Genomic DNA, 26,061 nt, shown 5'->3' on the forward strand with positions numbered 1-26,061 from the left:
CACCCAAAAAGGTTAGCCATACTGAATAAAAAGCCAAAAAGTTGAGTATATAAACAAGTTATAGGCTATGCCAAAACACGCATTAAAGAAACTATAGAATATAAATGAATGGACAAATTTGAATTTATAAAAGAATGGTTTTACAAAGAAGAAGAAAGAAAAGATAGTTTAAATAATTCTTTGAATATTCCCATTGGAATTTTAACTGCAATATTGGCTGGAATTTATTTCTTGACTAGCAAATACAATTACAAAAACGAAAACATATATCTAAAATATTCTTTCATTGTTGCAATAATTGTTGCACTTGTTTTTTGGTTATTCTGCATATATTACCTGGTCAAATCATATAACGATTTTTACAAAGGCTACAAATATAATGGTTTTCCAAGTGCCAACTTTATAGATGTGGAATATGAAAATATGAAATCTTATTATGACAAGTATAAAAAAGAATTAGGTAAAGAAGTTACATTGGATTCACTTGTTAAAAATAACGTTGAAAACATTTTAATTAAATGTGTAGAAAATAATACTTTCAATAATGACAAAAAATCCGCATATTTACATAATTCTAAAATTCAAATATTAAACTGTGTATTAGCCCTTTTTTTGAGTTCAATATTATACAGCGTAAATTATATTAATCACGAAAAAGAAGAAATACAGAAAGTCTATATAACCAATAAGAATATTATGAGTGATGAACACAAAATTCAGCAACCTCCGCCACCGCCAAAACCGCAAGAGCCGAGAGTAATCAAAGAGAGCGAGCAACCAACAAGACAAGCACCGCCTCCACAGAAACCAACACCTTCAAAGCAATAATTTTGAAATAGGTTTGATGCTGATTATAACAAACCATTTTGTTGTAATCAGCATTTTTATTTAGATGCACAGCCTATAACAGCGATTTCGCTCAATAGCTAGTAACTGCTTCTCCGAAAACCTAGCGGTTTTCAGTTTACCGCATGACATTTTTTCTTAACTTGCCGCTACTGCGCGAAGCCGCGGAACGTTAGTGGTAATGTTTCAGAACGTATATCTTAAAATGGAAATAATAAACAAATTGCAACCTTATTTTATTTACATAACTGGAGGATTAATCACGCTTGCAATTCTCTTTTTAAAATCTTACATACAAGAGAAGGCTAAGTTGAAAGCGTTGAAATCCGAAAACAGAAAACTAATTTCTGAAACAGAAAAAATCAAATCTGAATTTAATCACGAACTTGAGAATTTAAAAAAAGAACATCAATTAGATATTTCGAAAAGGAAATATCAATACGAAAGTAAAAAAGAAACTTATTTTAAGTTTTTTCAACTTCTTGACCAGTTTACTAGAGAAAACAATGTCAAAAATCAGGAAAATTTAATGCCCATTTTAGATGAATTCAACAGAAATTATTTGCATGCGGCTAGCCAAAATAATAAAAAGGCAGAAACGAATGCAGTAACTGTTTTGTCAAAAAAAATTCAGAAATTAACTTTTGATGCAAGTCAAGATTTAATGAAAATTAAACAAGAAACAAATACGATTAGATTAATTGCAAGTGATGAAATATTAAGAAAATTAGATGTTCTTAATTTAGCTTATGATAAATCAATGGAAGTTTCAAATAAAATGATGAGTGATTTGCCAAGTTTAATGTTGACAAATAATCAGGAACAAATTAAAGCCGACCAAAGAGAAATTGAAATTTCGGCTATGGTCATTAACAGTATTAAAGATCAAATCATTGAGCTAATGAGGACAGAACTGAACGAAATATAAACACTACCACTAACAGTGGTTTACTCCGTTAGTCGGCTTCGCCTCGTGTCCCGCAATGGCTGGTTAGCATTGCGCCGGAAATTACTGGCTTGAGATTTTTGATTATATTTACAATTAAACACTAAACGTCATACTGCTGTGTGAAGCTGTGGGGCGTTAGTGGTAAGCTTTTCCTGGATTGCTCAAAAAAAGAAACGAATATGGAAAAAGTAATAACTAATTTTAGTTTTGGTTTGCTATTATGGCAAGTTGTTGCATTTGTATTGCTTATATCAATAGCATATATTGTCGTTACATTTTATAAAAAGGTTGTGCGATTTTGGATAGTAAATTACAAGACAAACAAGTAGAAAATGTACGAACTTGGGATTTTTGTTTACTTTTATAACTAATCACTAAACGTCATACTGCTGTGTAAAGCTGTGGGGCGTTAGTGGCAAGCGTCAACCAAAACTGCATAAATGACAGCAAAAGAAATACAAACCAAAATCGTAAAAGAATATTTGAAACCGAGATTGAAAAGTTTGGGCTATTTGACAAGTGGCCAAAATTGGTGGAAAGATAATGGTGATTTTTTTATGATTATTCAACTCCAAAATTTTTCTTGGAATAGCCAAAACAAAGTTGATTTTTGCTTTAACATTGGAATTTCAATTAAAGCGGTCTTAGAAAATTTAAAAAAACCGACGGCGCAAAAAATGACGGTTCATACAAGAGAAGGTTCATATCTTCCTCAAAGCAGAGTTGAATATAAATATCACAATAAAACTGGTTATTGTTTAACAGACGATGTTGACGAAAATAAATTTTTAAACGAAATTGTAATTGATTTTGAAGAACATATTTTACCTGAATTGGAAAAGATAAAAACGATTAAAGATTGTCTTGAAAAATATGGAGAAATGGTATTTTTTGGAGATTATTTGAAGAAAGTTTTAGTAGAAAATAATTTAATGTAAAAACGCCAGCTGCTAACAGCGGTTTACTTCGTCAGTCGGCTTCGCCTCGTGTCGCGCAATAGTTTGTTAGCATTACACCGGAAATTACTGGCTTTGAATTTTTGATTACATTTACAACTCATCATTAACGTCATGCTGCTGGGTAAAGTGGTGGGGCGTTGGCGGTAATTTATTTCACAACATTTATGAAAAAAATCACATTTTTTATTCTCATACTATTTAGTGTTCAAATTTTTGCTCAAAAAACTCTTTTTGACACACTAAAGGTAAATTCAAAAACTAAAATTATAGGAAGATATCCTCAATATGATAAAAAAAAGTCATATGAAAAATTCAACTTTATTATTGAGGATTCTGCTTCAATTGAAAATTTCAGAAAAAGTATAAGTTTAGGTAGTGAAGTTAAAAACTCGCTTGAAAACCCTTGTTTTAAACTTACTGTTATTAAAGACTATGACGAAATAGGTACATGGACAATAAACCCAAATCTGAAAAGTGCAATGACGCATGATGGTCATACTTATCAATTTGACATTTCACAAATTTCACAACTAAATTCCACAAACCCTTTTGAATATATTTTCGAAATCAAGGTATTTAAAAGCAAAACTGAATATCAGAAATATTTAGTTGAGCAAAAAAGAAACCCAAAATTCTTATTTGATTATGGCCCGCAATTTAAATATGAAGGAAGCTTTGAAATTGAATTCAAAAAAACGGAGGAGTTTTCTAGTCCAAAAAAAATCAGTGAATATCTTGATCCACTTATTGAGAAAATTGTTGCTAAAGATGACTACAGTATTTCTTATACTTTAGATGAGAAAAATATAAGCAATCGTGATCAGTTTACAATAAAAATTCAAGGGCCAAAAAAATTGTTTGAAGACTTAAAGCTAAAAAAATTAAGAAAAGAAAATTGGCAACCAACAATTGAAGAAGCATACTTCTTCTATAAAAAATAAACTAATGCTAACAGCGGTTTAGCTTCGCTCTGTTAGGCCTTCGGCCTCGGGTTCCTTCGTCCGTTCGACTGCTAACGCAGTCTCGGGTAGCTTCGATCCGTTCGCCAACTAAAGTTGGCTCGGGTGGCGCAATAGCTCCTAACCTATTCCTTTTGCCGGAAATTACTAGCTTGGAATTTTTGTTTATATTTACTACTAATCATTTAACGTTGAAGCTACTGCGTAAAGCGGTGGGGCGTTGTGTGTCATTTTCTCCTCAACCGGAACTATTACTTTAACTATTACTATAAAACCAATTATTATGAAAAATCTATTAAAAAGTACGCTGTATTTATTTGTTTTTGCCTTAGCCGGAATCTTATTTCAGATAAGCTGTTCATCAGACAGTGTTGCAACAAGCTCTACGCCTGTTGGAAAAATTGTTTATGAAAAAGGTGACGGAATTTGGATTGCTAATTATAATGGAACCAACGCAACTCAAATTCCGATTGTTTTACCCGCAAATGTTAGCTTTCTTTTTGGAACAGTTCATTCGTCAATATCAGTCTCCCCAGATGGAAATACAATATTCTTTACATGTGCAAATACAGCTAACACCTATGTAACAACAGAATTATATTCTTGCAATATCAATGGTGGAAATGCAACCTTAGTTATTCCTATTTCAGATCCAACAAGTAGCACGGAACATATCGGACATACGGTAGCTTTCTAATATTGGATGGCAAAAACTGCCTACAACAGCGGTTTACCTACGGTCCGTTCGCCATGCTGTGGAGCGTTGGCAGAAAGCTTCCCGAGAAATTCAACAAACAATGTCAAAAGAAAGTAGAAATTCAACTGAAAAAGAAAATTCAAACAGTTTTTGGAATAACAGTTTGGTAATATTCTTGCTTGCTCCTATAGTGTTTTTGTTTATAACCAAGTTTACCGGCAATCAAATTTTCTATGGAAAAGCAGGAAATTCAAGAACAGATTTGAGACAAGTTCTTCTTCTATCAGCCGGAAGTTTGTTTTACTTGATTCTTATAATAATTGCAGTCAGCAAATAATTGGTGGTCAGCCATCCGCTAACAAAGCACTCTGTGCTTCAAAACCAACACACCTCACCGGTTACAGCAACGGGTGAGGTGTGTTTTATTTTGACTACCTTCCCCCTTTATTATGGTATTGGTTTGTTCCTATTGGAGCAGCCCTTGTAACAAAATGGAACACCCTGCCGTCTTATCGGTTCAAAATCACTCAAAACCAACCCGAAATTATGGAATTAATCATTAAAGAGTTAGACAAAAAATACAGCAACGGCGTACATGCCCTGAATAATGTTTCCTTAACCATCCCCAAAGGAATGTTTGGTTTGCTTGGGCCAAACGGAGCCGGTAAATCGTCACTGATGCGAACCATTGCCACCTTACAAGATGCGGACAGCGGTTCGATTACTTTAGGCGATATTGATGTGTTGCATGACAAAGAAGCCGTTCGCAAAGTGTTGGGCTATTTGCCTCAGGAATTTGGGGTGTATCCCAGAACTTCCGCTGTGGACCTGCTTGATAACCTGGCCTTACTGAAAGGCTTTGAGAACAAAGCCGACCGCAAACAAATGATTGAGCAGTTGCTTGTCAAAGTAAATCTTTGGGAGCATCGTAAAAATGCCGTTAGCAGCTATAGCGGTGGTATGCGTCAGCGTTTTGGTATTGCGCAGTGTTTGATTGGCTCTCCAAAACTGGTGATTGTGGATGAGCCTACTGCCGGTTTGGATCCGGGAGAGCGTAATCGTTTTTATAATATTTTGAGTGAAATCGGAGAAAACACCATTGTCATACTTTCGACCCACATCGTACAGGATGTACGTGAGTTGTGTACCCAAATGGCGGTCGTTGATAAAGGACGGGTGCTTTTTGCCGGCAATACCGATGATGCTTTATTGGAAGTGCGCGGTAAAGTATGGGAGAAAAAAGTACCGAAACAGGAACTGGCTAAATATCAGGAAGAACACCAGGTTATATCGAATAAATTGGTAGGCGGACAGCCGTTGATTCACGTTTTTTCTGAAAATCCGATAGACGGTTTTGTCAAAGCCGAAGAAAATCTGGAAGATGTGTTTTTTGCCAAACTGAACGCTTTAGTATAAATTTTAGAACGATAATCTTATGTGGAAATTTATACAATTCGAACTTCGCTATTGGTTAAAAACGCCAATGGTATGGATCTTTTTCTTCATCAATGCTTTATTGGTCTTTTTTGCGGTAGCTTCTGAACATGTCACCATTGGTGGCGGTGTTGGGAATACCCATAAAAATGCTCCTTTTGTTATTGAACAATATTATGGGGTGTTTTCAACCATTTGTCTTTTGATGACTACCGCCTTTATGAATGCAACAGCCAACAGAGATTTTCAGTATGGTATGTATCAATTCATCTTTACCTCCCCCATCAAAAAGCGGGATTATTTCTTCGGGAAATTTATTGGTGCCGCTATGGTTTCGGTCGTTCCCTTGTTGGGGATTTCTGTCGGAGCTTTGTTGGGTTCAATGATGGCTCCAGGCTTGAATATGACTCCGGCAGAGCGATTTGGTGAAACCAATTGGGCCGGGCATTTCTATGGAATTGTCAACTTTGGGATTCCCAATGTCATTATCTCGGGAGTTATGCTTTTCTCGTTGGCCATCATTTTCAGAAGCAATATCATTTCTTTTATTGGTTCGATGTTGATTTTGGTTTTCTATGCGGTTTCGGGCATTTTTACCAAAGATATTCAGAAAGAATGGCTGGCCAGTATTTTGGATCCGTTTGGAGGAAAGCCGTTTCAAATTATGACCAAATATTTGACGGTAGACGAAAAGAATACCCAAGCGGTGTCTCTGCATGGTGAGTTACTTATCAACCGCATCGTGTGGTTGGCTATTATGCTTGCCATCCTGATTTTTGTTTATTATCGTTTTTCATTTAACACCAAAAATGTTAAAGCCAAAAAGGAGAAAACGGGCCAAAAAGATATCCTTCCATCGCTATCCAATCAAGAGTTCTTACCCACCAAAGCGGGCGTGTTTTCGTTCAGTACTTTTTGGAGTTTGGTCAAGTTTGAATTGAAAGCGGTGATTAAAAACCCTACGTTCATCATTATTGTTTCTATCGGGATGATTTTGCTGATTACGAACCTGACCAGTTTCTCCGGGCGCTATGGCGCGGTGCAATATCCGGTGACGTATGATATCGTCGATATTATTGAAGGCTCTTTTATGTTGTTTATGATTGGGTTCATTACTTTCTACACCGGTGTTTTGGTATGGAAAGAGCGCGATGCTAAGATTAATGAAATACAAGATGCCACGCCGATTCAAACCTTGAGTTTGTTTGCTTCTAAAGTGCTGGCTATTATTTTTGCTATTGCCTTGGTATTGGTGGCCACTATAGTGGTTGGTATCATCGCGCAGACGTTGCACGGGTACACCCGTTATGACCTGGATGTTTATATCAAATCCTTATTGGTGCTTAAACTTTTGAGCTATTCTTACCTGGTCATTTTATCCTTGCTGTTTCATTATTTAATCAACAACCGTTATGTGGCTTATTTTGCTTTTGTAATGTTTATAGTGATGAATTCCTTTATCTGGAGCCTACTCGAAATCAGTACCAACATGGTTTCGTTTAACTCCAAACCGTTCATCATTTATTCCGACATGAATGGTTACGGTCCTTTTGTGCCGTCAACGATATGGTTCAATTTGTACTGGGGATTATTCTGTATCGTATTGTGCTTTGTGGTTTTGGCTTTTTATGTACGCGGTAAAGAAATTGATTTCAAACACCGTTTACATTATGCCAAGCTGCAATTTAAAAAGAGTAAAATTGGGCTAGCCTTGAGTTTATTGGCCTTTATGCTTTGCGGTAGTTTTGTTTTTTACAACACCAAAGTACTGAACTCTTATGATTCTTCGAAAGAAACAGAAGACCTGCAGGTGAACTATGAAACCAAATACAAAAAAGACGAAAAGCTAAATCAACCTCGTTTTTATAAATTCAATTATACCATAGCTATTTATCCGGCTGAAAGAAACATGATGGCCAAAGTGGAAGCCTGGGCTAAAAACAAGTCTGATAAACCGATTCAGGAACTCCACTTTACCCTGCCGCAACTGAGTGACAGCATTACGCTGACGGTTCCGAATGCTAAAATCAAACTGAAAGATGATGATTTAAACTATAGGATTTACCAACTAAACACTCCATTAGCCCCGAATGATTCGATCAAAATAGGCGTTGATGTAGTGAGCCTTACCAAAGGGTTTGAGAACGAAGTGAGCTTTACCCAACTGACGCAAAACGGTACTTTCTTTAACAATAAAGACATCCTGCCTTCTTTTGGCTATAACCCTGAGTTTGAAATATCCGATAAAAACCTACGTATCAAACGCAAGCTGCCGAAACGCAACCGCATGCCAAAACTGGATGAAAACAATTTGGCCGACCGGGGAAATACGTACATCAGCAGCGACTCGGATTGGGTAGAAGTTAACACTACCATCAGCACTTCGAAAGACCAAATTGCGGTGGCTCCGGGTTCGTTATTAAAAAGCTGGGAATCCAATGGCCGGAAGTACTTCAACTACAAACTGGATCAAAAAGCACTGAATTTCTATTCGTTTATTTCGGCTGATTACCAAGTAGCCCGTAAAAAATGGCACGGTATCGACTTGGAAGTGTATTACGACAAGCAACATGCTGTTAATGTGCCGAACATGATGAAAAGCATGCAAAAAGCACTGGACTATTACACCACTAACTTTGGCCCGTATTACCAAAAGCAATGTCGAATCTTGGAATTTCCGAGGTATTCGAGCTTTGCTCAAGCCTTCCCGGGTACTATGCCGTATAGTGAAGGAATTGGTTTTATCACCGATTTGAGGGATGTGACCAAAGACGATATTGATATGGTGTTTTATGTCGTAGCGCACGAAATGGGGCACCAATACTGGGCACATCAGGTGTGTGGCGCCAACATGCAAGGAAGCGAAATGATGAGTGAAGGCTTTGCGCAATACTCCGCCCTGATGGTCATGGAAAAAGAATATGGCAAGGACAAGATGAAAAAGTTTTTGGAATACGAAATGAATGATTACCTGCGGGGCAGAAGCTCGGAATTTGAAGGCGAAAATCCGATTATGAAAACCGAGAACCAGCAGTACATTCACTACAACAAAGCCAGTGTGGTACTGTATTATTTTAAAGAAATGGTTGGTGAGAAAAATGTGAATACCGCTTTGCATCGCCTGGTAGAAAAGTTTGGCTACAAGAATCCACCGTTCCCAACTTCTATTGATGCCGTCAATGAGTTTCGAAAAGTGACTCCGGACAGCTTGAGTTATTTGATTCCGGATTTGTTTGAGAACATCACTTTGTTTTCGAACCGCACCTTAAAAGTAACTTCCAAAAAAGTAGGAACCGAGTATGTCGTAACGCTCAAAACCACTTCGGAGAAATTCCGTTCCAATGCATTAGGGAGAGAAACCCCTACTCCTATTGCAGATTATATTGACATTGGTGTATTTGGCAAATCAGACAAAGAAGATGTACTGGGGAAACCATTGGTATATAAACGATTGAAGATTACCCAAAAGAACAACACCTTTACCTTCAAGACTAAAACCGAGCCGTACAAGGCCGGTATTGACCCTTACAACTATTTGATTGACCGGATTCCGGATGATAATGTAAAAGCGGTAGAGTAAAACAAAAAACACCCGATAGAAATCTATCGGGTGTTTTTTATATAGTGCTACAAAATTACTTCTGCTTAAAAGCTCTCAAGCCCGGGAAATAAGCAGTATCTCCCAATTCTTCTTCGATTCTTAATAACTGGTTGTATTTGGCCATACGGTCAGAACGCGATGCTGAACCGGTTTTGATTTGCCCACAATTCAAGGCTACGGCTAAATCAGCAATCGTATTGTCTTCGGTTTCTCCTGAACGGTGTGACATTACCGAAGTATAACCTGCATTGTGTGCCATGTTTACCGCCGCAATGGTTTCGGTTAAAGTACCGATTTGGTTTACTTTTACCAAGATGGAATTGGCGATACCTTTTTCGATTCCGGTGGACAAACGTTCTACGTTGGTTACGAATAAATCGTCCCCTACTAATTGGGTTTTATTTCCAATTAATTCGGTTAAATATTTCCAGCCTTCCCAGTCGTCTTCGTACATTCCGTCTTCTATGGAAATAATCGGATAGTTGGCTGCTAACGAAGCCAAATATTCGGCTTGTTCTTTAGAGGTTCTTACTTTTCCGGTCGCCCCTTCAAATTTGGTATAATCGTATTTTCCGTCTACATAAAATTCTGAAGCAGCACAGTCTAAAGCAATCATCACTTCGTCACCGAATTTATATCCGGCATTTTCTACTGCCTTTTTGATCGTATCTAAAGCATCTTCGGTACCACCAGCCAAATTAGGTGCAAAACCCCCTTCATCCCCTACGGCTGTTGATAGGTTTCTGTCGTGTAATACTTTTTTAAGATTATGGAAAATCTCTGTCCCCATTTGCATAGCGTGGGTAAAGTTTTTGGCTTTTACCGGCATAATCATAAATTCCTGGAACGCGATTGGGGCATCAGAGTGTGAACCACCGTTGATGATATTCATCATCGGTACCGGCAGGGTATTGGCGGAAACACCACCGACGTAACGATACAAAGGCAAGCCCAATTCATTAGCTGCTGCTTTGGCTACCGCCAAAGAAACACCCAAAATAGCATTGGCGCCCAAGTTAGATTTATTGGCTGTTCCGTCTAAATCAATCATCAATCGGTCGATATGATTTTGTTCAAAAACAGAAGTTCCTAACAATTCCTGTGCAATTTTTGAATTCACATTGTCTACTGCTTTCAAAACTCCTTTTCCCATATAGGCTTTGCCTCCGTCGCGCAATTCCACCGCTTCGTGTTCACCGGTTGAAGCACCACTCGGAACTGCAGCACGGCCTAAAACACCATTTTCGGTTACTACATCAACTTCAATGGTTGGATTGCCTCTCGAATCCAAAATTTGTCTTGCATGTACTTTGATAATAATACTCATGTTGTATGCTATTAGATTTTGATATTATTTTTTAGCCCTTCGACTGAGCTCAGGGTGACACAAATATATTTCTTCTTTTTCTATCGATTGGCCAATTTAACCGAATGTTATTAACGCAAACGATTTAGTGCTTAAACTGTCTGCAGTTTTTTGGTGTTTTTAATATTGGTCACAAACTCATCAAACAAATACGATGAATCGTGCGGACCGGGACTTGCTTCCGGATGGTATTGTACCGAAAAGCACGATTTTGATTTCATCCGCATTCCGGCAACGGTATTATCGTTAATATGATAATGGGTAATTTCTAAATCGGGATGTTTTTCCAACTCCTCTCTGTTAACGGCAAATCCGTGATTTTGCGAGGTGATTTCTCCTTTTCCGGTCAGTGTATTCATCACAGGATGGTTAATTCCTCTGTGACCGTTAAACATCTTATATGTTGAAACCCCATTAGCCAAGCCAATTATTTGGTGTCCTAAACAAATCCCGAATACCGGTTTGTCTGAAGCAATTATTTGTTGGGCTACGCTTATTACACCTTCCAAAGGTTCCGGATCGCCGGGTCCGTTGGATAAAAAGTACCCGTCAGGATTAAAGGATTGCAATTCATTAAAAGAGGTGTTGTATGGAAATACTTTGATGTAACAGTCACGCTTCGCGAGGTTTCTCAAAATATTTCGTTTGATTCCTAAATCCAGGGCTGAAATTTTGTATTTGGCGTTTTCATTTCCAAAGAAATAAGGTTCAGTTACGGACACTTTGGATGCCAATTCCAATCCTTTCATATCAGGTACATTGGCCAGTTCTTTTTTCAGTTCTTCTATGGGTGTTCCGTCAGTACAAATCACGGCATTTTGAGCACCATTATCCCGAATGTAACTTACCAAAGCACGGGTATCAACATCTGAGATGCAAATGAGATTTTGTTTTTCAAAATAATCATAAAGATTACTTTCAGAATCCGGGCGCGAGTGGGTAAAGCTGAAATTTTTACAAACTAATCCGGAAATCATGATTTTATCCGATTCTACTTCTTCCGCATTGACACCGTAGTTTCCAATGTGCGGATTGGTGGTTACCATAATTTGTCCGAAGTAGGATGGGTCGGTAAAAATTTCCTGATACCCGGTCATTCCGGTATTGAAGCAGACTTCGCCAAAGGTTTTTCCTGAAATTCCGATAGATTTTCCGTAGAAGATAGTGCCATCTGCCAGTAATAAGATAGCTTGTGGTCGTGTTTTGTATTGCATGTGTAGTTAGTTGTTGTGTTGCAAATTTAGTTTTTTCATGTCAGATACCGAAATGATTTATCAGCGTTTATAAACATTCCTAAGGTGCCCGACTAACCCCGATGGCAGCGACTACCATGTAGTGCAGACAGCGGGAATAGGGTTGCCTGAAGAGGACCGAGCGATTCGTTCCTAAAAGGCAAAAAAAAAGGATAAACATTACTGCTTATCCTTTTATATTTGAGTTGGCCGTCATTATGCCTCGTCTTCTTTTGATTCTTCATCAGCTGCCGGAGCTTCAGGAGTTTCCTCTGCTGCCGGAGCTTCTGCTTCTGCAACCGGAGTTTCAACTACTTCAGTTACCGGAGTTTCAACTACAGCGTCTTCAACGGCCGGAGTTTCCACTACCTCTTCTACTACCGGGGCCGGAGCTTCTGCTTTTGGAGCAGCTACAGGAGCAGTCGTTTTCTTAGCACGACGAGTTCTTCCTTTTTTCTCTTCTTTTTTACCACCGTTGTATAGTTCGTTGAAATCTACCAACTCGATCATCGCCATATCAGCGTTATCTCCCAAACGGTTACCCATTTTGATGATACGAGTGTATCCTCCCGGACGATCACCCACTTTAGCAGCTACTTCTCTGAACAATTCAGTTACTGCATATTTGTTTCTGATGTAAGCGAAAACGATACGTCTGTTGTGCGTAGTGTCTTCTTTTGATTTGGTTACTAATGGCTCAACAAATTGTTTTAGCGCTTTAGCTTTAGCAACAGTAGTGATAATACGTTTGTGCTCGATAAGAGAACAAGCCATATTAGCCAACATAGATTTTCTATGTCCTGTTTGTCTGCTTAAATGATTTACTTTTTTTCCGTGTCTCATGACGTACTTTTTTAACCTTCATCTTGCTACAATCCGCTTTGGAGAGCAAAATATGAAGTAATTTATTCTTTATCTAATTTGTATTTACCTAAGTCCATTCCGAAAGTCAAATTCTTGTTGGCAACCAATTCGTCTAACTCAGTTAGCGATTTTTTACCAAAATTGCGGAATTTCATCAAATCATTTTTATTGAAAGATACAAGATCTCCAAGGGTGTCAACTTCGGCTGCTTTCAAACAGTTTAAAGCTCTTACTGACAAGTCCATATCAACCAATTTGGTTTTCAACAACTGTCTCATGTGTAATGATTCTTCGTCGTAAGATTCTGTTTGAGCGATTTCGTCAGCCTCTAGTGTAATTCTCTCATCAGAGAACAACATGAAGTGGTGAATTAAAACTTTGGCAGCTTCAGTAAGAGCATCTTTTGGATTGATAGAACCGTCAGTTTTGATTTCAAAAACTAATTTTTCGTAATCTGTTTTTTGCTCCACACGGAAGTTTTCAATGGCATATTTTACATTTTTTACCGGAGTAAAAATAGAGTCTGTAAAAATAGTACCGATTGCTGCATTTTGTTTTTTGTTCTCTTCTGCAGGAACATAACCACGACCTTTCTCGATAGTTAATTCCATGTTCAGATTCACTTTGCTGTCCAAATTACAAATTACCAATTCCGGGTTCAACACTTGGAAACCAGAGATGAATTTTTGAAAATCACCGGCTGTAATTTGATCTCTTCCTGAGATGGAAATAGAAACTGTTTCATTATCTACTTCTTCAATCTGACGTTTGAAACGTACTTGTTTAAGATTTAAGATAATTTCAGTAACATCCTCTACAACTCCTGAAATGGTAGAAAACTCATGCTCTACACCTTCGATACGTACCGAAGTGATGGCATAACCTTCTAACGCAGAAAGTAAAACTCTTCTAAGTGCATTACCAACGGTCAATCCGTATCCCGGTTCTAAAGGTCTGAATTCAAACTTCCCTTCAAAATCGGTAGAATCGATCATGATAACTTTATCGGGCTTCTGAAAATTAAATATTGCCATAATTAAGACTAATGTCAATTATTATTTGTTGTACAACTCAACGATTAATTGTTCTTTAATGTTTTCTGGAATTTGAAGTCTTTGAGGAACAGATACAAAAGTTCCTTCTTTAGTGTCATTATTCCAAGTAATCCACTCATAAACGTGAGATGAATTAGACAATGAGCGCTCGATAGCTTCAACAGATTTTGATTTTTCACGAACTGCTACTTTATCACCTGGTTTTAGGTGGTAAGAAGGAATGTTTACCACTTCTCCGTTCACAGTGATGTGTCTGTGAGAAACGATTTGTCTTGCTCCTCTTCTTGAAGGTGCAATACCCATTCTGTACACTACGTTATCTAATCTTGCTTCACATAATTGTAATAGGATTTCACCTGTTACACCTTTAGAAGCGGCTGCTTTTTCAAAAAGGTTTCTGAATTGTTTTTCCAAAATTCCGTAAGTGTACTTCGCTTTTTGCTTTTCCATTAACTGAACTGCATATTCAGATTTTTTACCTCTTTTTTTAGCCATCCCGTGTTGTCCGGGAGGGTAATTTCTTTTTTCGAAGGATTTATCTTCTCCGAAGATTGCTTCGCCGAATTTACGAGCAATTTTAGTTTGTGGACCAGTATATCTTGCCATTTTAAATTGTTTTAAGATAGAGATTATGAATTCAGGTCGTATCCTCCGATAATCTTAGTTCTATCTTGGTTATACTATAATTATACTCTTCGTCTTTTAGGAGGACGACATCCGTTGTGCGGCATTGGAGTAACGTCAATGATTTCAGTTACTTCAATTCCTGAGTTGTGGATAGATCTGATAGCAGACTCACGTCCGTTACCTGGTCCTTTCACGTACACTTTTACTTTTTTAAGTCCAGCTTCTAATGCTACTTTACCGCAATCTTCTGCTGCCATTTGAGCTGCATACGGAGTATTCTTTTTAGAACCTCTGAAGCCCATTTTACCAGCTGAAGACCAAGAAATAACTTCACCTTTTTTGTTAGTTAACGAAATGATGATGTTGTTAAAAGTTGCATTAATATGCGCTTCTCCCGTTGATTCAACGATAACTTTACGTTTTTTTGTGGTCGCTTTAGCCATATTACTTATTATTTAGTTGCTTTTTTCTTGTTAGCAACAGTTTTTCTTTTACCTTTTCTTGTTCTAGAGTTGTTCTTAGTTCTTTGTCCTCTTAAAGGAAGACCAGATCTGTGACGAATACCTCTATAACATCCGATGTCCATTAAACGTTTGATGTGTAATGATACTTCTGAACGAAGCTCACCTTCAATTTTGTAGTATGACACCGCATCACGGATTGCTCCGATTTCGTCGTCATTCCACTCTTGAACTTTTTTATCTTGGCTTACTTGAGCTTTTTCTAAAATCTCAATTGCTCTGCTTTTACCAATTCCGAAAATGTAGGTTAAAGCGATAACTCCTCTTTTGTTTTTTGGGATATCTACCCCTGCTATTCTTGCCATAACTATCCTTGTCTTTGTTTAAATCTAGGATTCTTTTTGTTGATTACGTATAATCTGCCTTTTCTGCGTACAATAATACACTCGGCACTTCTTTTCTTAACTGATGCTCTTACTTTCATTGTAATACTTTTAATATCTATAAGTAATTCTTGCTTTTGACAAATCGTAAGGGCTCATTTCTAATTTCACTTTGTCACCAGGTAACAATTTGATGTAATGCATACGCATTTTACCAGAAATATGAGCAATCACAACATGTCCGTTTTCTAACTCTACACGGAACATTGCATTTGATAATGCTTCAATGATTGATCCGTCTTGTTCTATTGCTGATTGTTTTGCCATAAAAACTTAAGCTACTGCTTTTCTATTTTTACCACTTTTCATCAATCCGTCATAGTGTTTATTCAATAAATAAGAATTTATTTGTTGAATAGTATCGATAGCTACACCAACCATAATGATTAATGAAGTACCACCATAGAACATCGCCCATGACTGTTGTACATTAAGACTAACAACAATCGCTGGGAACACAGCAATTAACGCTAGGAATAACGACCCTGGGAATGTTATAAGCGACATGATTCTGTCTAAGAAATCAGCTGTTTCGATTCCCGGCTTAACACCTGGAATAAATCCGCCGCTTCTTTTTAAATCATCTGCCATTTTATTGGTTGGAACCGTAATTGCCGTGTAGAAGAAAGTAAACACTAAGATCAACGTAGCAAATACAAGATTGTACCAGAACCCAAACATGTTACTGAATGTTCCTGCAATAGACTGAGACGTTTCAGATTTTGAAAGTCCGGCTACAGCAGCAGGAATAAACATAATAGCCTGTGCAAAAATGATTGGCATAACTCCTGCAGAGTTCAACTTCAATGGAATCCATTGTCTGTTACCACCCATCATGTCTTGCTCAAAATCACCGGTTGTTGTACGACGGGCGTATTGTACCGGGATTTTTCTAACTGCCATTACTAACAACACACAAGCAATGATTACTAATAACCATACGATAATTTCAATTACTAACAACATTGGACCACCATTATTGTTGGTAACCTTTGAAGTAAATTCCTGAAACAATGCTTGTGGTAATCTGGCCAAGATACCCACCATAATCAATAGTGAAATACCATTACCAATTCCCTTGTCAGTGATTTTTTCTCCCAACCACATTGCGAATATCGTTCCTGTGGTAAGAATCAAAACAGATGAGAATAAGAAAGCGAATGAATCAAATCCTAGAAGGAATGCATTACCCGGTAAAGTTCTGTACAGGTTATAAATATAACCAGGACCCTGAACCAAAGTGATGGCAATGGTTAACCATCTGGTGATTTGATTTAATTTCTTTCTGCCGCTTTCTCCGTCTTTTTGCAATTTTTGCAAGTAAGGAATAGCGATTCCCATTAACTGAACAACAATTGAAGCAGAAATGTAAGGCATGATACCTAATGCAAATACTGATGCTTTTGAAAAAGCTCCTCCGGTAAACATATCCAGGATTGATCCAATCCCTTTTTCTGTTTGTCCGGCTAAGCTATGCAATTGAGTAGCATCAATACCTGGTAGCGTAACATGCGCTCCAAATCTGTAAACTAACAATAGACCAAGAGTTACCATGATTCTATTCTTTAGTTCCTCTATTTTCCAAACATTACTTAATGATTCAAAAAATTTCTTCATTGTTATGAAATTATAGGGTTACAGCTTCTCCACCAGCCGCTTCGATAGCCGCTTTTGCAGTTGCAGTAAATTTGTGAGCAGTTACTTTTAATTTCGCTTTTAATTCGCCTCTACCAAGGATTTTAACCACCTCAGTTTTAGTTGCCAAACGGTTTTCAATCAACACTGCAAAATCCACAGTATCGGTAACAATTCCGTTATCTACTAACAATTGAAGTGTATCAAGATTTACTCCCTGATATTCTACGCGATTAACGTTTTTGAAACCAAACTTAGGCACACGTCTTTGAAGTGGCATTTGCCCTCCTTCAAAACCAATCTTTTTAGAATAACCAGAACGAGACTTTGCTCCTTTGTGACCTCTTGCAGCGGTACCACCTTTACCAGAACCTTCTCCTCTACCTAATCTTTTGTTTTGATTGTGTGTAGAACCTTCAGCAGGTTGTAAGTTACTTAAATTCATAACTATAAATTGTTATTTAACTTCCTCAACGGAAACTAAGTGTTTAACTTTATTTATCATTCCAAGGATAGCCGGATTTGAATCATGCTCCACAACTTGTCCCATTTTACGAAGACCTAAAGCCTCTAATCCTCTTTTTTGTGTAAGAGGACAATTGATTTTGCTTCTAACTTGTTTTACTAATAATTTAGCCATAATTTCCTTGAATTAACCTTTAAAAACTTTTTCTAAAGAAATACCTCTTTGTTTTGCAACAGTAGCGGCACTTCTCATTTGTAATAAAGCATCAAAAGTTGCTTTTACCACGTTGTGAGGGTTTGATGAACCTTGTGATTTAGACAATACATCGTGAATACCTACTGACTCAAGCACTGAACGAACAGCTCCACCGGCAATAACTCCGGTACCATGAGAGGCTGGCATCAAATATACTGCAGCTCCACCAAATTTTCCTTTTTGTTCGTGAGGTACAGATTGTCCGCTCAAAGGAATTCTAACCAAATTTTTCTTTGCATCTTCTACTGCTTTAGCAATAGCTTCAGAAACGTCTTTTGATTTTCCTAATCCGTGACCTACTACACCGTTTTCATCACCAACTACAACAATCGCAGAAAAACCAAAAGCTCTTCCTCCTTTTGTTACTTTGGTAACACGATTTACACTTACCAGACGATCTTTTAATTCAAGACCGCTAGGTTTTACTAATTCTACATTTTTGTATTTAGACATAATATATTAGAATTTAAGTCCAGCGGCTCTTGCGCCTTCTGCTAATGATTTAATACGACCGTGGTACAAATAACCTCCTCTGTCGAAAGTTACTTCTGTAATTCCGGCTTTTAACGCTTTCTCTGCCGCTAATTTTCCAACAGCTGCAGCTACTTCAACGTTTGTACCTTTACTATCTACTCCTTTATCTCTCGATGAAGCAGCCAATAAAGTCACTCCATTCACATCATCAATAAGTTGTGCATAGATTTCTTTATTGCTTCTGAATACAGATAATCTTGGTTTAGCAGCAGTACCGCTAACAATCTTTCTGATTCTGAATTTAATTCTTTGTCTTCTTTCAGTTTTTGTTAATGACATAATGCTAATTTTTACGCTGATTTACCTGCTTTTCTTCTCAATACTTCACCAACAAACTTAACTCCTTTTCCTTTGTAAGGTTCTGGCTTACGGAAACCTCTGATCTTTGCAGAAATTAATCCTAATAATTGTTTGTCGTGTGATGTTAATTTCACGATTGGGTTTTTACCTTTCTCAGAAATTGTTTCTAATTTCACTTCAGGAGCTACTTCTAAAACAATATTGTGTGAGAAACCTAAAGCCAAATCTAATTTTTGTCCTTGATTGGAAGCTCTGTAACCTACTCCCACCAATTCTAATTCTTTTGTGAATCCTTCAGATACACCAACCACCATATTACTGATTAATGCTCTGTATAATCCATGTTGAGCTCTTTGTTCTTTGCTATCAGAAGATCTTTCTACTAAGATTTGACCTTCTTCAACTTTTACCGTTACGTTAGTGTAATCTTGTGAAAGTTGACCTAATTTTCCTTTAACAGTAACTGTAGTATCATTTACTTCAACAGTCACACCTGCAGGAATCGAAATTGGGTTTTTACCTATTCTTGACATTGTTTAACTGTTTATTAGTATACGTAACAAATTACTTCTCCACCAACATTCAATTGCTTCGCTTGCTTCCCGGTCATTAAACCTTTTGAAGTTGAAACGATAGCAATTCCCAATCCGTTAAGGATTCTAGGTAGTTTTGCAGCACCTGCATATTTACGTAAACCTGGTTTACTAATTCTTTGGATATCTTTAATTACTGACTCTTTAGTATCTTTATCATACTTCAAAGCGATTTTGATGGTACCTTGAACAGTACTGTCATCAAATTTGTAGCTCAAGATATATCCTTGATCGAATAAAATCTTTGTGATTTCTTTTTTCAAGTTCGAAGCCGGGATTTCAACCACTTTGTGGTTAGCCATCACTGCATTTCTAACTCGCGTAAGATAATCTGCAATTGGATCTGTATACATATTTATTAAATTGTGGCAACGGTTTTCAAAAAGACTATCTCTTTGAACCTGAAGCCATTAAACTCTAATTTAACAGCAGAGAATTGTACGTTCCCGGCAAAAATCCGGCAAATGTACAATTATCTGCTGAAATACCAACTATTACCAGCTGGCTTTTTTTACTCCTGGAATCAATCCTTGGTTTGCCATTTCACGGAAAGTAACACGTGAAATACCGAATTGACGCATATACCCTCTAGGTCTTCCAGTTAATTTGCAACGGTTGTGCATACGAACCGGTGAAGCATTTTTTGGTAATTTTTGTAACCCTTCGTAATCTCCAGCTTCTAATAAAGCTTTTCTTTTCTCAGCGTACTTTGCTACCGTGTTTGCTCTTTTCACCTCACGGGCTTTCATTGATTCTTTAGCCATGTCTTAATTCTTTTTAAAAGGTAAACCTAATTCAGCCAATAATGACTTTGCTTCTTTGTCTGTATTTGCGGTAGTAACAAACGTAATATCCATACCTGATATTTTGTTTACTTTATCAATATCAATTTCAGGGAAAATGATTTGTTCAGTAACACCAAGGTTGTAATTACCTCTTCCGTCAAAACCAGTAGCTTTGATACCATTAAAATCTCTTACACGTGGTAAAGAAGAAGTGATAAGTCTATCTAAAAACTCATACATTCTTTCTCCTCTAAGAGTAACTTTGGCTCCAATTGGCATCCCTTTTCTCAATTTGAAAGACGCAACGTCTTTCTTTGAGATAGTAGCAACAGCTTTTTGTCCTGTAATCTTAGTTAACTCTTCCACTGCATAGTCAACTAATTTTTTATCAGATACAGCAGCTCCAACTCCACGGCTAACAATGATTTTTTCCAATTTTGGAACTTGCATCACGTTTTTATAACCGAATTCTTCTTTAAGGGCAGCAATTACTCTGTCCTTATATTCTTGCTTAAGTCTAGGTGTATAGGCCATAACTATAATACTTGATTAGATTTTTTTGAAAATCTCACTTTCTTATCTCCTTCTGTTTTAACACCAACCTTAGTGGCTTTTTTTGATTTTGGATCAATCAAAGACAAGTTAGAAATATGAATAGGAGCTTCTTTCTTTACGATTCCTCCTTGAGGGTTTTTAGCGCTTGGTTTAGTGTGTTTTGAAACCAAGTTCACCCCTTCAACGATTGCTTTGTTTTTTTCACGGTCAACACTTACCACTTTACCTTCTAAACCTTTGTGGTCACCGGCAATAACAGTTACTGTGTCTCCTGATTTTATTTTTAGCTTTATCATCTTACTATGAATTAAAGCACTTCTGGTGCTAATGATACAATTTTCATGAATTGTTTTTCACGAAGTTCTCTGGCAACCGGACCAAAAACACGAGTTCCTCTCATCTCACCTGCTGCGTTCAAAAGAACACAAGCATTGTCATCAAAACGGATATAAGAACCATCGGCTCTTCTCACTTCTTTTTTGGTACGTACAACAACTGCAGTAGAAACAGCACCTTTTTTCACGTTTCCGTTTGGTGTTGCATCTTTAATTGACACTACAATTTTATCTCCAACAGAGGCATAACGACGTTTCGTTCCTCCTAAAACACGGATAGTCAAAACTTCTTTGGCCCCTGTGTTATCTGCTACTTTTAATCTTGATTCCTGTTGTACCATAACTATTTCGCTCTTTCAATGATTTCCACTAATCTCCAACATTTGGTTTTTGATAAAGGTCTTGTTTCCATGATCTTTACAGTATCTCCAATGTTACAGTCGTTTGTTTCGTCGTGTGCATGAAACTTTTTAGTTTTCAATACAAACTTACCATATAATGGGTGTTTTACTCTGGTCACTTGTGCCACAACAATAGACTTGTCCATTTTGTTTGACGTAACCACACCAATTCTTTCTTTTCTTAAATTTCTTTTTTCCATCTTTTCAGCTAGCTTACAATTATTGTAACTCTCTTTTGGTTAATTCAGTTGCAACTCTGGCAACCGCTCTTCTTGCACTTCTGATTTGAAGTGGATTGGCAATTGGAGAAATAGCGTGTGCAGATTTTAGTTCGGCGTATGCTTTTCTTAACTCAGCAAGTTTCACTTGTAACTCAGCCGCAGACAGATTGATAATTTCTGATTGTTTCATAATAAATTTAGATTATGCTTCGAAATCTCTAGCAACGATAAACTTAGTTTTTACAGGAAGTTTTTGAGCTGCAAGACGCAAAGCTTCTTTAGCAACTGATAGCGGAACACCACCAACTTCAAACATGATTTTTCCAGGTTTTACTACAGCAGCCCAGTATTCAACGGCTCCTTTTCCTTTACCCATACGTACCTCAAGAGGCTTTTTGGTAATTGGTTTATCCGGGAAAATTTTAATCCATAACTGCCCTTCTCTTTTCATAAAACGGGTTGCAGCAATACGTGCAGCTTCGATTTGACGAGAAGTTAAGAACATTCCTGTTTCATGTACTGATTTAATTCCAAACATTCCATTAGAAAGCTCGTGTCCTCTTTGAGAAACACCTTTCATTCTACCCTTCTGTACCTTACGGTATTTTGTTCTTTTAGGTTGTAACATCTTTCTTTAGTTTAAAATTTACTTTCTTTTACGAGGTCCAGGTTTTCCGTTTGATTTTCCACCACGTGGAGCATCATTTCCTTTTCCACCACCAGTACCGGCTTGTTTTTTATCCATGCCTACAAGCGGAGAAAGATCTCTTTTTCCATACACCTCACCTTTCATGATCCACACTTTGATACCCATTCTACCGTAAGTAGTATGCGCTTCACCCAAAGCGTAATCAATATCGGCTCTGAAAGTTGATAGAGGAATTCTACCTTCTTTGAATTGCTCAGAACGTGCCATCTCAGCTCCGTTCAAACGACCTGAAATCAAAACTTTGATACCTTCAGCATTCATACGCATTGCTGCTGCGATAGCCATTTTAATAGCTCTTCTGTATGAAATACGGCTTTCGATTTGACGAGCGATGCTAGTCGCAACTAGATAAGCATCTAACTCTGGTCTTTTGATTTCAAAGATGTTAATTTGAACCTCTTTGTCAGTAACTTTCTTAAGTTCTTCTTTTAACTTGTCTACCTCTTGACCGCCTTTCCCGATAATGATACCCGGTCTTGCAGTAGTGATAGTAACGGTTACAAGTTTCAAAGTTCTCTCGATGATTACTTTTGATACACTAGCTTTTGATAAACGAGCATGGATGTACTTTCTGATTTTGTAATCTTCGGCGATTTTGTCACCGTAATCATTTCCACCATACCAGTTTGAATCCCATCCTCTGATGATACCAAGTCTGTTTCCAATTGGATTTGTCTTTTGTCCCATCTTTATTAATTGCTTTGTGTGTTATCTAATTGTCCTAATACGATAGTAACGTGGTTAGAACGTTTTCTAATTCTGTGTGCTCTTCCTTGTGGTGCAGGACGAAGTCTTTTCAACATCATACCTCCATCTACAGTGATTGTTTTAACAAATAAGCCTGCTTCAGCCACATTTCCTTCCGCATTTTTCTGCTCCCAGTTGTTGATTGCAGATAACAAAAGTTTTTCTAACTTTCTTGAAGCTTCTTTTGAGCTAAATCTTAATATACTTAAAGCTCTTTCCACTTTCTGACCTCTTACCAAGTCTGCTACTAAGCGCATTTTTCTAGGTGAAGTAGGGCAGTTATTCAATTTCGCGAAAGCAATAGACTTATTAGCCTCTTTTCTCGCATCAGCTGTTTCTCTTTTACGAACTCCCATTTCTTCTTATTTTTTACCTTTATTTTTTGCTCCAGCGTGACCTCTAAAAGATCTAGTTGGTGAAAACTCTCCTAATTTGTGTCCTACCATGTTCTCAGTTACATAAACCGGAACAAATTGACGACCATTGTGAACTGCGATAGTTTGTCCTACGAAATCCGGGGTAATCATTGAAGCTCTAGACCAAGTCTTAACAACTCCTTTATTTCCTCCAGCAATATTTTCCTGAACTTTTTTATCTAATTTATAGTGAACGAATGGTCCTTTTTTTAATGAACGTGCCATGTCTATCTAATTATTTCTTTCTGCGTTCTACAATATACTTGTTGCTCGGGTTAACTTTAGAACGAGTTCTGTAACCTTTAGCCGGAAGACCTTTTCTAGAACGTGGGTGACCTCCAGAAGAACGTCCTTCACCACCACCCATCGGGTGATCCACAGGGTTCATCGCTACCGGTCTTGTTCTTGGTCTTCTTCCTAACCATCTTGTTCTACCTGCTTTACCAGACACGATCAATTGGTGGTCAGAGTTAGAAACAGCTCCAATAGTTGCTGAACAAGTCAACAAGATCAATCTTGTTTCCCCTGAAGGCATTTTGATTGTAGCATATTTTCCATCTCTCGCCATTAATTGAGCAAATGTTCCGGCAGAACGAGCAATAACTGCTCCTTGCCCTGGACGCAATTCGATACAAGAAATTACAGTTCCTAATGGAATTTTGCTCAACGGCAAAGTATTTCCAATTTCAGGAGCCGCTCCTTCACCAGACACTACAGTCTGACCAACTTGCAATCCATTTTGAGCAACAACATATGTTTTCTCTCCATCTGCATACCACAATAATGCGATAAAAGCTGTTCTGTTTGGATCATACTCAATTGACTTCACAGTAGCAGGAATTCCCACTTTAGTTCTTTTGAAATCAATAATACGATACCTTTGTTTGTGACCACCGCCTGTATAACGCATGGTCATTTTTCCTTGACTATTTCTACCTCCTGAGTTTTTTATCGGTGCTAACAAAGAGCGCTCCGGCTTATCAGTCGTGATGGCGTCAAAACCATTCACAACTCTAAAACGCTGACCCGGGGTAATAGGTTTTAATTTTCTAACTGACATTTTGATTAGATATTATTGTAAAAATCTATTGTTTCTCCCTCTTTTACTTGTACAACTGCTTTTTTGTAAGCATTTGTTTTTCCGCTAATCAAACCACTTTTTGTATATTTAGTAGTTCTATCAGCTCTGTAGTTCATCGTGTTAACGGCAACAACAGAAATTCCGTAAGCAGCTTCTACAGCTTTCTTAATCTGAACTTTGTTTGCTTTTTTGTCAACAACAAAACCAAAACGGTTGAAAACCTCACCTTCTTTGGTGATTTTTTCAGTGATGATAGGCTTAATTATGATACTCATGGTCTAATTATTTGCTTAAATTATCTTCAATTCCTTCTAAAGAACCCTCTAAAAGAACTAAATTATTAGCATTTAAAATATCGTAAGTGCTTAATTCTGAATTGGTTACAACACTAGACGCCTTTAAATTGCGTGACGACAAATATACATTTTTATTTGAATCACCCAACACAAACAAAGATTTTTTGTTTTCTAACCCTAAAGCTTTCAAAACATTAATGAAATTTTTAGTGTTTGGCGTTTCAAAATTAAAGTCTTCAACAACTACTAAATTTGATTCTTTTACTTTCAAAGAGAAAGCCGATTTACGAGCTAATCTTTTTACTGTTTTGTTCAACTTGAAAGAGTAGCTTCTTGGACGCGGTCCGAAAACTGTTCCTCCACCTTTGAACAATGGGCTCTTTTTAGATCCTGCACGTGCAGTACCTGTTCCTTTTTGTTTTTTAATCTTGCGCGTAGAACCGGCAACTTCAGCTCTTTCTTTAGCTTTGTGCGTTCCTTGTCTTTGATTGGCTAAGTATTGCTTAACATCAAGATATACTGCGTGATTATTTGGCTCAATGCCGAATACTGAATCCGAAAGTTGTACTTTTCTTCCAGTATCTTTTCCGTTGATATCTAAAACTTTTACTTCCATTACTTCTGAATGATTACGTAAGAGTTTTTGTGTCCAGGAATAGCTCCTTTAACTACAAGTAGATTCTTTTCAGCCACTACTTTTAAAACTCTAAGGTTTTGAACTTTTACATTATCTCCTCCCATTCTTCCTGCCATACGCATTCCTTTGAATACACGTGATGGATAAGAAGATGCTCCAACAGAACCTGGTGCTCTCAAACGGTTGTGCTGACCATGTGTAGATTGTCCAACCCCACCAAAACCGTGACGTTTAACAACCCCTTGGAAACCTTTCCCTTTTGATACACCTTGTACATCAACAAATTCTCCTTCGCTGAATACTTCCACAGTGATACTATCACCTAATTTGTAATTTTCTTCAAACCCTTGGAATTCAACGACTTTTTTCTTAGCAGAAGTACCCGCTTTTTTAAAGTGACCTAAGTCAGCTTTAGTAGCGTGTTTTTCTCCTTTGTCATCGAAACCAAGTTGAAGAGCTGCATACCCGTCAACCTCATTGGTTCTGACTTGGGTAACGACACAAGGCCCAGCTTCGATTACCGTACAAGGAATGTTTTTCCCGTTCTCGTCGAAGATGCTTGTCATGCCGATTTTTTTTCCGATTAACCCAGACATATTAAA

The 26,061-nt window shown here is 37.5% G+C and carries 37 protein-coding genes and 1 pseudogene; 8 read left to right on the top strand and 30 right to left on the bottom strand.

The genetic code is table 11. The annotated features are described in order from the left end of the window. Positions 1-108: 108 nt before the first annotated feature. The 8 genes from ACSVH6_RS11595 to ACSVH6_RS11630 all read left to right on the top strand — a co-directional run bounded on the left by ACSVH6_RS11595 (position 109) and on the right by ACSVH6_RS11630 (position 9,424). Complete coding sequence (locus ACSVH6_RS11595; protein ID WP_438078665.1) at positions 109-828, top strand: hypothetical protein; 720 nt, start codon at positions 109-111, stop codon at positions 826-828. A 223-nt stretch (positions 829-1,051) separates the two neighbouring features. Next, on the top strand, positions 1,052-1,774 hold the full coding sequence (locus tag ACSVH6_RS11600) for a hypothetical protein (RefSeq protein ID WP_438078667.1): 723 nt from the start codon (positions 1,052-1,054) through the stop codon (positions 1,772-1,774). Positions 1,775-2,235: 461 nt separating this feature from the next. Beyond that, positions 2,236-2,733, top strand: a complete 498-nt coding sequence (locus ACSVH6_RS11605; protein WP_438078669.1) for a DUF4304 domain-containing protein — start codon at positions 2,236-2,238, stop codon at positions 2,731-2,733. A 185-nt stretch (positions 2,734-2,918) separates the two neighbouring features. Further along, a complete protein-coding gene (locus tag ACSVH6_RS11610) occupies positions 2,919-3,695 on the top strand; it encodes a hypothetical protein (protein ID WP_438078671.1) in 777 nt (258 codons plus the stop codon). 301 nt (positions 3,696-3,996) lie between these two features. Then, positions 3,997-4,410, top strand: a complete 414-nt coding sequence (locus tag ACSVH6_RS11615; RefSeq protein ID WP_438078672.1) for a hypothetical protein — start codon at positions 3,997-3,999, stop codon at positions 4,408-4,410. A gap of 100 nt (positions 4,411-4,510) precedes the next feature. Continuing rightward, entirely contained in the window at positions 4,511-4,747 is a 237-nt protein-coding gene (locus ACSVH6_RS11620) for a hypothetical protein (protein WP_438078674.1), read from the top strand. Between the two features lie 209 nt (positions 4,748-4,956). After that, positions 4,957-5,826, top strand: a complete 870-nt coding sequence (locus ACSVH6_RS11625; protein WP_438078676.1) for an ABC transporter ATP-binding protein — start codon at positions 4,957-4,959, stop codon at positions 5,824-5,826. 19 nt (positions 5,827-5,845) lie between these two features. Continuing rightward, positions 5,846-9,424 carry a M1 family aminopeptidase gene (locus ACSVH6_RS11630; RefSeq protein WP_438078678.1) on the top strand — a complete coding sequence of 1,193 codons (3,579 nt, stop codon included), beginning with the start codon at positions 5,846-5,848 and terminating at the stop codon, positions 9,422-9,424. 55 nt (positions 9,425-9,479) lie between these two features. Here ACSVH6_RS11630 and eno read toward each other — a convergent pair whose 3' ends face one another. The 30 genes and pseudogenes from eno to rplC all read right to left on the bottom strand — a co-directional run bounded on the left by eno (position 9,480) and on the right by rplC (position 26,055). Next, complete coding sequence (eno, locus tag ACSVH6_RS11635; RefSeq protein ID WP_438078680.1) at positions 9,480-10,772, bottom strand: phosphopyruvate hydratase; 1,293 nt, start codon at positions 10,770-10,772, stop codon at positions 9,480-9,482. 131 nt (positions 10,773-10,903) lie between these two features. Continuing rightward, positions 10,904-12,025: a glutamine-hydrolyzing carbamoyl-phosphate synthase small subunit gene (carA, locus tag ACSVH6_RS11640; protein ID WP_438078682.1), complete on the bottom strand. Its 1,122-nt coding sequence runs from the start codon at positions 12,023-12,025 to the stop codon at positions 10,904-10,906. Positions 12,026-12,403: 378 nt separating this feature from the next. Continuing rightward, positions 12,404-12,886 (bottom strand): annotated as a pseudogene (gene rplQ, locus ACSVH6_RS11645) (50S ribosomal protein L17); the annotation flags it as partial. A 62-nt stretch (positions 12,887-12,948) separates the two neighbouring features. Beyond that, a complete protein-coding gene (locus ACSVH6_RS11650; RefSeq protein ID WP_438078684.1) occupies positions 12,949-13,941 on the bottom strand; it encodes a DNA-directed RNA polymerase subunit alpha in 993 nt (330 codons plus the stop codon). Between the two features lie 21 nt (positions 13,942-13,962). Then, complete coding sequence (gene rpsD, locus ACSVH6_RS11655; RefSeq protein WP_438078686.1) at positions 13,963-14,568, bottom strand: 30S ribosomal protein S4; 606 nt, start codon at positions 14,566-14,568, stop codon at positions 13,963-13,965. A gap of 80 nt (positions 14,569-14,648) precedes the next feature. Next, on the bottom strand, positions 14,649-15,032 hold the full coding sequence (rpsK, locus tag ACSVH6_RS11660) for a 30S ribosomal protein S11 (protein WP_131476278.1): 384 nt from the start codon (positions 15,030-15,032) through the stop codon (positions 14,649-14,651). An 8-nt stretch (positions 15,033-15,040) separates the two neighbouring features. After that, positions 15,041-15,415: a 30S ribosomal protein S13 gene (gene rpsM, locus ACSVH6_RS11665; protein ID WP_290877559.1), complete on the bottom strand. Its 375-nt coding sequence runs from the start codon at positions 15,413-15,415 to the stop codon at positions 15,041-15,043. Positions 15,416-15,417: 2 nt separating this feature from the next. Further along, positions 15,418-15,534, bottom strand: a complete 117-nt coding sequence (ykgO, locus tag ACSVH6_RS11670) for a type B 50S ribosomal protein L36 (RefSeq protein WP_002987490.1) — start codon at positions 15,532-15,534, stop codon at positions 15,418-15,420. A 10-nt stretch (positions 15,535-15,544) separates the two neighbouring features. Then, on the bottom strand, positions 15,545-15,760 hold the full coding sequence (gene infA / locus ACSVH6_RS11675; RefSeq protein ID WP_026714631.1) for a translation initiation factor IF-1: 216 nt from the start codon (positions 15,758-15,760) through the stop codon (positions 15,545-15,547). A gap of 6 nt (positions 15,761-15,766) precedes the next feature. After that, positions 15,767-17,110, bottom strand: a complete 1,344-nt coding sequence (gene secY / locus ACSVH6_RS11680; protein WP_438078691.1) for a preprotein translocase subunit SecY — start codon at positions 17,108-17,110, stop codon at positions 15,767-15,769. A 10-nt stretch (positions 17,111-17,120) separates the two neighbouring features. After that, complete coding sequence (gene rplO / locus ACSVH6_RS11685; RefSeq protein WP_438078692.1) at positions 17,121-17,573, bottom strand: 50S ribosomal protein L15; 453 nt, start codon at positions 17,571-17,573, stop codon at positions 17,121-17,123. Positions 17,574-17,585: 12 nt separating this feature from the next. After that, positions 17,586-17,768 carry a 50S ribosomal protein L30 gene (rpmD, locus tag ACSVH6_RS11690; RefSeq protein ID WP_121312865.1) on the bottom strand — a complete coding sequence of 61 codons (183 nt, stop codon included), beginning with the start codon at positions 17,766-17,768 and terminating at the stop codon, positions 17,586-17,588. 12 nt (positions 17,769-17,780) lie between these two features. Next, complete coding sequence (gene rpsE / locus ACSVH6_RS11695; RefSeq protein ID WP_438078855.1) at positions 17,781-18,305, bottom strand: 30S ribosomal protein S5; 525 nt, start codon at positions 18,303-18,305, stop codon at positions 17,781-17,783. Between the two features lie 3 nt (positions 18,306-18,308). After that, the gene (rplR, locus tag ACSVH6_RS11700) at positions 18,309-18,662 is read right to left on the bottom strand and encodes a 50S ribosomal protein L18 (protein WP_438078695.1); all 354 of its coding nucleotides are present in this window, start codon (positions 18,660-18,662) and stop codon (positions 18,309-18,311) included. A gap of 11 nt (positions 18,663-18,673) precedes the next feature. Further along, the gene (gene rplF, locus ACSVH6_RS11705; RefSeq protein ID WP_438078697.1) at positions 18,674-19,216 is read right to left on the bottom strand and encodes a 50S ribosomal protein L6; all 543 of its coding nucleotides are present in this window, start codon (positions 19,214-19,216) and stop codon (positions 18,674-18,676) included. A gap of 14 nt (positions 19,217-19,230) precedes the next feature. After that, positions 19,231-19,629 carry a 30S ribosomal protein S8 gene (gene rpsH / locus ACSVH6_RS11710; RefSeq protein WP_438078699.1) on the bottom strand — a complete coding sequence of 133 codons (399 nt, stop codon included), beginning with the start codon at positions 19,627-19,629 and terminating at the stop codon, positions 19,231-19,233. 141 nt (positions 19,630-19,770) lie between these two features. Next, on the bottom strand, positions 19,771-20,040 hold the full coding sequence (rpsN, locus tag ACSVH6_RS11715; RefSeq protein WP_131476287.1) for a 30S ribosomal protein S14: 270 nt from the start codon (positions 20,038-20,040) through the stop codon (positions 19,771-19,773). 3 nt (positions 20,041-20,043) lie between these two features. Next, on the bottom strand, positions 20,044-20,595 hold the full coding sequence (gene rplE, locus ACSVH6_RS11720; protein WP_438078702.1) for a 50S ribosomal protein L5: 552 nt from the start codon (positions 20,593-20,595) through the stop codon (positions 20,044-20,046). Between the two features lie 2 nt (positions 20,596-20,597). Next, positions 20,598-20,912 (bottom strand): 50S ribosomal protein L24, encoded by a 315-nt coding sequence (gene rplX, locus ACSVH6_RS11725; protein ID WP_438078704.1) that lies wholly within the window; start codon positions 20,910-20,912, stop codon positions 20,598-20,600. 11 nt (positions 20,913-20,923) lie between these two features. Continuing rightward, complete coding sequence (rplN, locus tag ACSVH6_RS11730) at positions 20,924-21,292, bottom strand: 50S ribosomal protein L14 (RefSeq protein WP_007803649.1); 369 nt, start codon at positions 21,290-21,292, stop codon at positions 20,924-20,926. A gap of 2 nt (positions 21,293-21,294) precedes the next feature. After that, positions 21,295-21,552 (bottom strand): 30S ribosomal protein S17, encoded by a 258-nt coding sequence (rpsQ, locus tag ACSVH6_RS11735; protein WP_162128603.1) that lies wholly within the window; start codon positions 21,550-21,552, stop codon positions 21,295-21,297. A gap of 19 nt (positions 21,553-21,571) precedes the next feature. After that, complete coding sequence (gene rpmC, locus ACSVH6_RS11740) at positions 21,572-21,763, bottom strand: 50S ribosomal protein L29 (protein ID WP_438078706.1); 192 nt, start codon at positions 21,761-21,763, stop codon at positions 21,572-21,574. Positions 21,764-21,775: 12 nt separating this feature from the next. Further along, complete coding sequence (rplP, locus tag ACSVH6_RS11745) at positions 21,776-22,201, bottom strand: 50S ribosomal protein L16 (RefSeq protein WP_438078708.1); 426 nt, start codon at positions 22,199-22,201, stop codon at positions 21,776-21,778. 18 nt (positions 22,202-22,219) lie between these two features. Then, positions 22,220-22,969: a 30S ribosomal protein S3 gene (rpsC, locus tag ACSVH6_RS11750; RefSeq protein ID WP_438078710.1), complete on the bottom strand. Its 750-nt coding sequence runs from the start codon at positions 22,967-22,969 to the stop codon at positions 22,220-22,222. A gap of 5 nt (positions 22,970-22,974) precedes the next feature. Further along, positions 22,975-23,385 carry a 50S ribosomal protein L22 gene (gene rplV / locus ACSVH6_RS11755; RefSeq protein ID WP_438078712.1) on the bottom strand — a complete coding sequence of 137 codons (411 nt, stop codon included), beginning with the start codon at positions 23,383-23,385 and terminating at the stop codon, positions 22,975-22,977. 6 nt (positions 23,386-23,391) lie between these two features. Beyond that, a complete protein-coding gene (rpsS, locus tag ACSVH6_RS11760) occupies positions 23,392-23,670 on the bottom strand; it encodes a 30S ribosomal protein S19 (RefSeq protein WP_007136562.1) in 279 nt (92 codons plus the stop codon). Positions 23,671-23,680: 10 nt separating this feature from the next. Beyond that, positions 23,681-24,505 carry a 50S ribosomal protein L2 gene (gene rplB, locus ACSVH6_RS11765; RefSeq protein ID WP_438078720.1) on the bottom strand — a complete coding sequence of 275 codons (825 nt, stop codon included), beginning with the start codon at positions 24,503-24,505 and terminating at the stop codon, positions 23,681-23,683. A gap of 5 nt (positions 24,506-24,510) precedes the next feature. Beyond that, positions 24,511-24,801, bottom strand: coding sequence for a 50S ribosomal protein L23 (rplW, locus tag ACSVH6_RS11770; RefSeq protein WP_438078722.1), 291 nt, complete (start codon positions 24,799-24,801; stop codon positions 24,511-24,513). Between the two features lie 7 nt (positions 24,802-24,808). Further along, positions 24,809-25,438 (bottom strand): 50S ribosomal protein L4, encoded by a 630-nt coding sequence (gene rplD, locus ACSVH6_RS11775; protein ID WP_438078724.1) that lies wholly within the window; start codon positions 25,436-25,438, stop codon positions 24,809-24,811. Then, complete coding sequence (rplC, locus tag ACSVH6_RS11780) at positions 25,438-26,055, bottom strand: 50S ribosomal protein L3 (protein ID WP_438078726.1); 618 nt, start codon at positions 26,053-26,055, stop codon at positions 25,438-25,440. Before rplC ends, rplD begins: the two co-directional genes overlap by 1 nt. Between the last annotated feature and the right edge of the window lie 6 nt (positions 26,056-26,061).

This window comes from Flavobacterium sp. XGLA_31 (genome assembly GCF_051547105.1).
GTDB lineage: Bacteria > Bacteroidota > Bacteroidia > Flavobacteriales > Flavobacteriaceae > Flavobacterium.

Coding starts and splice junctions, on each gene's coding strand:
- infA (WP_026714631.1), bottom strand. CDS start 15,760: ATGGCAAAACAATCAGCAATAGAACAAGACGGATCAATCATTGAAGCA.
- ACSVH6_RS11650 (WP_438078684.1), bottom strand. CDS start 13,941: ATGGCAATATTTAATTTTCAGAAGCCCGATAAAGTTATCATGATCGAT.
- ACSVH6_RS11595 (WP_438078665.1), top strand. CDS start 109: ATGGACAAATTTGAATTTATAAAAGAATGGTTTTACAAAGAAGAAGAA.
- eno (WP_438078680.1), bottom strand. CDS start 10,772: ATGAGTATTATTATCAAAGTACATGCAAGACAAATTTTGGATTCGAGA.
- secY (WP_438078691.1), bottom strand. CDS start 17,110: ATGAAGAAATTTTTTGAATCATTAAGTAATGTTTGGAAAATAGAGGAA.
- rplB (WP_438078720.1), bottom strand. CDS start 24,505: ATGTCAGTTAGAAAATTAAAACCTATTACCCCGGGTCAGCGTTTTAGA.
- rplN (WP_007803649.1), bottom strand. CDS start 21,292: ATGGTACAACAGGAATCAAGATTAAAAGTAGCAGATAACACAGGGGCC.
- rplC (WP_438078726.1), bottom strand. CDS start 26,055: ATGTCTGGGTTAATCGGAAAAAAAATCGGCATGACAAGCATCTTCGAC.
- rplP (WP_438078708.1), bottom strand. CDS start 22,201: ATGTTACAACCTAAAAGAACAAAATACCGTAAGGTACAGAAGGGTAGA.
- rpsC (WP_438078710.1), bottom strand. CDS start 22,969: ATGGGACAAAAGACAAATCCAATTGGAAACAGACTTGGTATCATCAGA.
- rplO (WP_438078692.1), bottom strand. CDS start 17,573: ATGAATTTAAGTAACTTACAACCTGCTGAAGGTTCTACACACAATCAA.
- rplE (WP_438078702.1), bottom strand. CDS start 20,595: ATGGCCTATACACCTAGACTTAAGCAAGAATATAAGGACAGAGTAATT.
- rpsM (WP_290877559.1), bottom strand. CDS start 15,415: ATGGCAAGAATAGCAGGGGTAGATATCCCAAAAAACAAAAGAGGAGTT.
- ACSVH6_RS11630 (WP_438078678.1), top strand. CDS start 5,846: ATGTGGAAATTTATACAATTCGAACTTCGCTATTGGTTAAAAACGCCA.
- rplW (WP_438078722.1), bottom strand. CDS start 24,801: ATGAGTATCATAATTAAGCCTATCATCACTGAAAAAATCACCAAAGAA.
- rplV (WP_438078712.1), bottom strand. CDS start 23,385: ATGGGAGTTCGTAAAAGAGAAACAGCTGATGCGAGAAAAGAGGCTAAT.
- ACSVH6_RS11610 (WP_438078671.1), top strand. CDS start 2,919: ATGAAAAAAATCACATTTTTTATTCTCATACTATTTAGTGTTCAAATT.
- rplR (WP_438078695.1), bottom strand. CDS start 18,662: ATGTCATTAACAAAAACTGAAAGAAGACAAAGAATTAAATTCAGAATC.
- ACSVH6_RS11620 (WP_438078674.1), top strand. CDS start 4,511: ATGTCAAAAGAAAGTAGAAATTCAACTGAAAAAGAAAATTCAAACAGT.
- rplX (WP_438078704.1), bottom strand. CDS start 20,912: ATGATAAAGCTAAAAATAAAATCAGGAGACACAGTAACTGTTATTGCC.
- rplF (WP_438078697.1), bottom strand. CDS start 19,216: ATGTCAAGAATAGGTAAAAACCCAATTTCGATTCCTGCAGGTGTGACT.
- rpsH (WP_438078699.1), bottom strand. CDS start 19,629: ATGTATACAGATCCAATTGCAGATTATCTTACGCGAGTTAGAAATGCA.
- ACSVH6_RS11600 (WP_438078667.1), top strand. CDS start 1,052: ATGGAAATAATAAACAAATTGCAACCTTATTTTATTTACATAACTGGA.
- carA (WP_438078682.1), bottom strand. CDS start 12,025: ATGCAATACAAAACACGACCACAAGCTATCTTATTACTGGCAGATGGC.
- ACSVH6_RS11605 (WP_438078669.1), top strand. CDS start 2,236: ATGACAGCAAAAGAAATACAAACCAAAATCGTAAAAGAATATTTGAAA.
- ACSVH6_RS11615 (WP_438078672.1), top strand. CDS start 3,997: ATGAAAAATCTATTAAAAAGTACGCTGTATTTATTTGTTTTTGCCTTA.
- ykgO (WP_002987490.1), bottom strand. CDS start 15,534: ATGAAAGTAAGAGCATCAGTTAAGAAAAGAAGTGCCGAGTGTATTATT.
- rpmD (WP_121312865.1), bottom strand. CDS start 17,768: ATGGCTAAATTATTAGTAAAACAAGTTAGAAGCAAAATCAATTGTCCT.
- rpsK (WP_131476278.1), bottom strand. CDS start 15,032: ATGGCTAAAGCGACCACAAAAAAACGTAAAGTTATCGTTGAATCAACG.
- rpsD (WP_438078686.1), bottom strand. CDS start 14,568: ATGGCAAGATATACTGGTCCACAAACTAAAATTGCTCGTAAATTCGGC.
- rpsN (WP_131476287.1), bottom strand. CDS start 20,040: ATGGCTAAAGAATCAATGAAAGCCCGTGAGGTGAAAAGAGCAAACACG.
- rpmC (WP_438078706.1), bottom strand. CDS start 21,763: ATGAAACAATCAGAAATTATCAATCTGTCTGCGGCTGAGTTACAAGTG.
- rpsQ (WP_162128603.1), bottom strand. CDS start 21,552: ATGGAAAAAAGAAATTTAAGAAAAGAAAGAATTGGTGTGGTTACGTCA.
- ACSVH6_RS11625 (WP_438078676.1), top strand. CDS start 4,957: ATGGAATTAATCATTAAAGAGTTAGACAAAAAATACAGCAACGGCGTA.
- rplD (WP_438078724.1), bottom strand. CDS start 25,438: ATGGAAGTAAAAGTTTTAGATATCAACGGAAAAGATACTGGAAGAAAA.
- rpsS (WP_007136562.1), bottom strand. CDS start 23,670: ATGGCACGTTCATTAAAAAAAGGACCATTCGTTCACTATAAATTAGAT.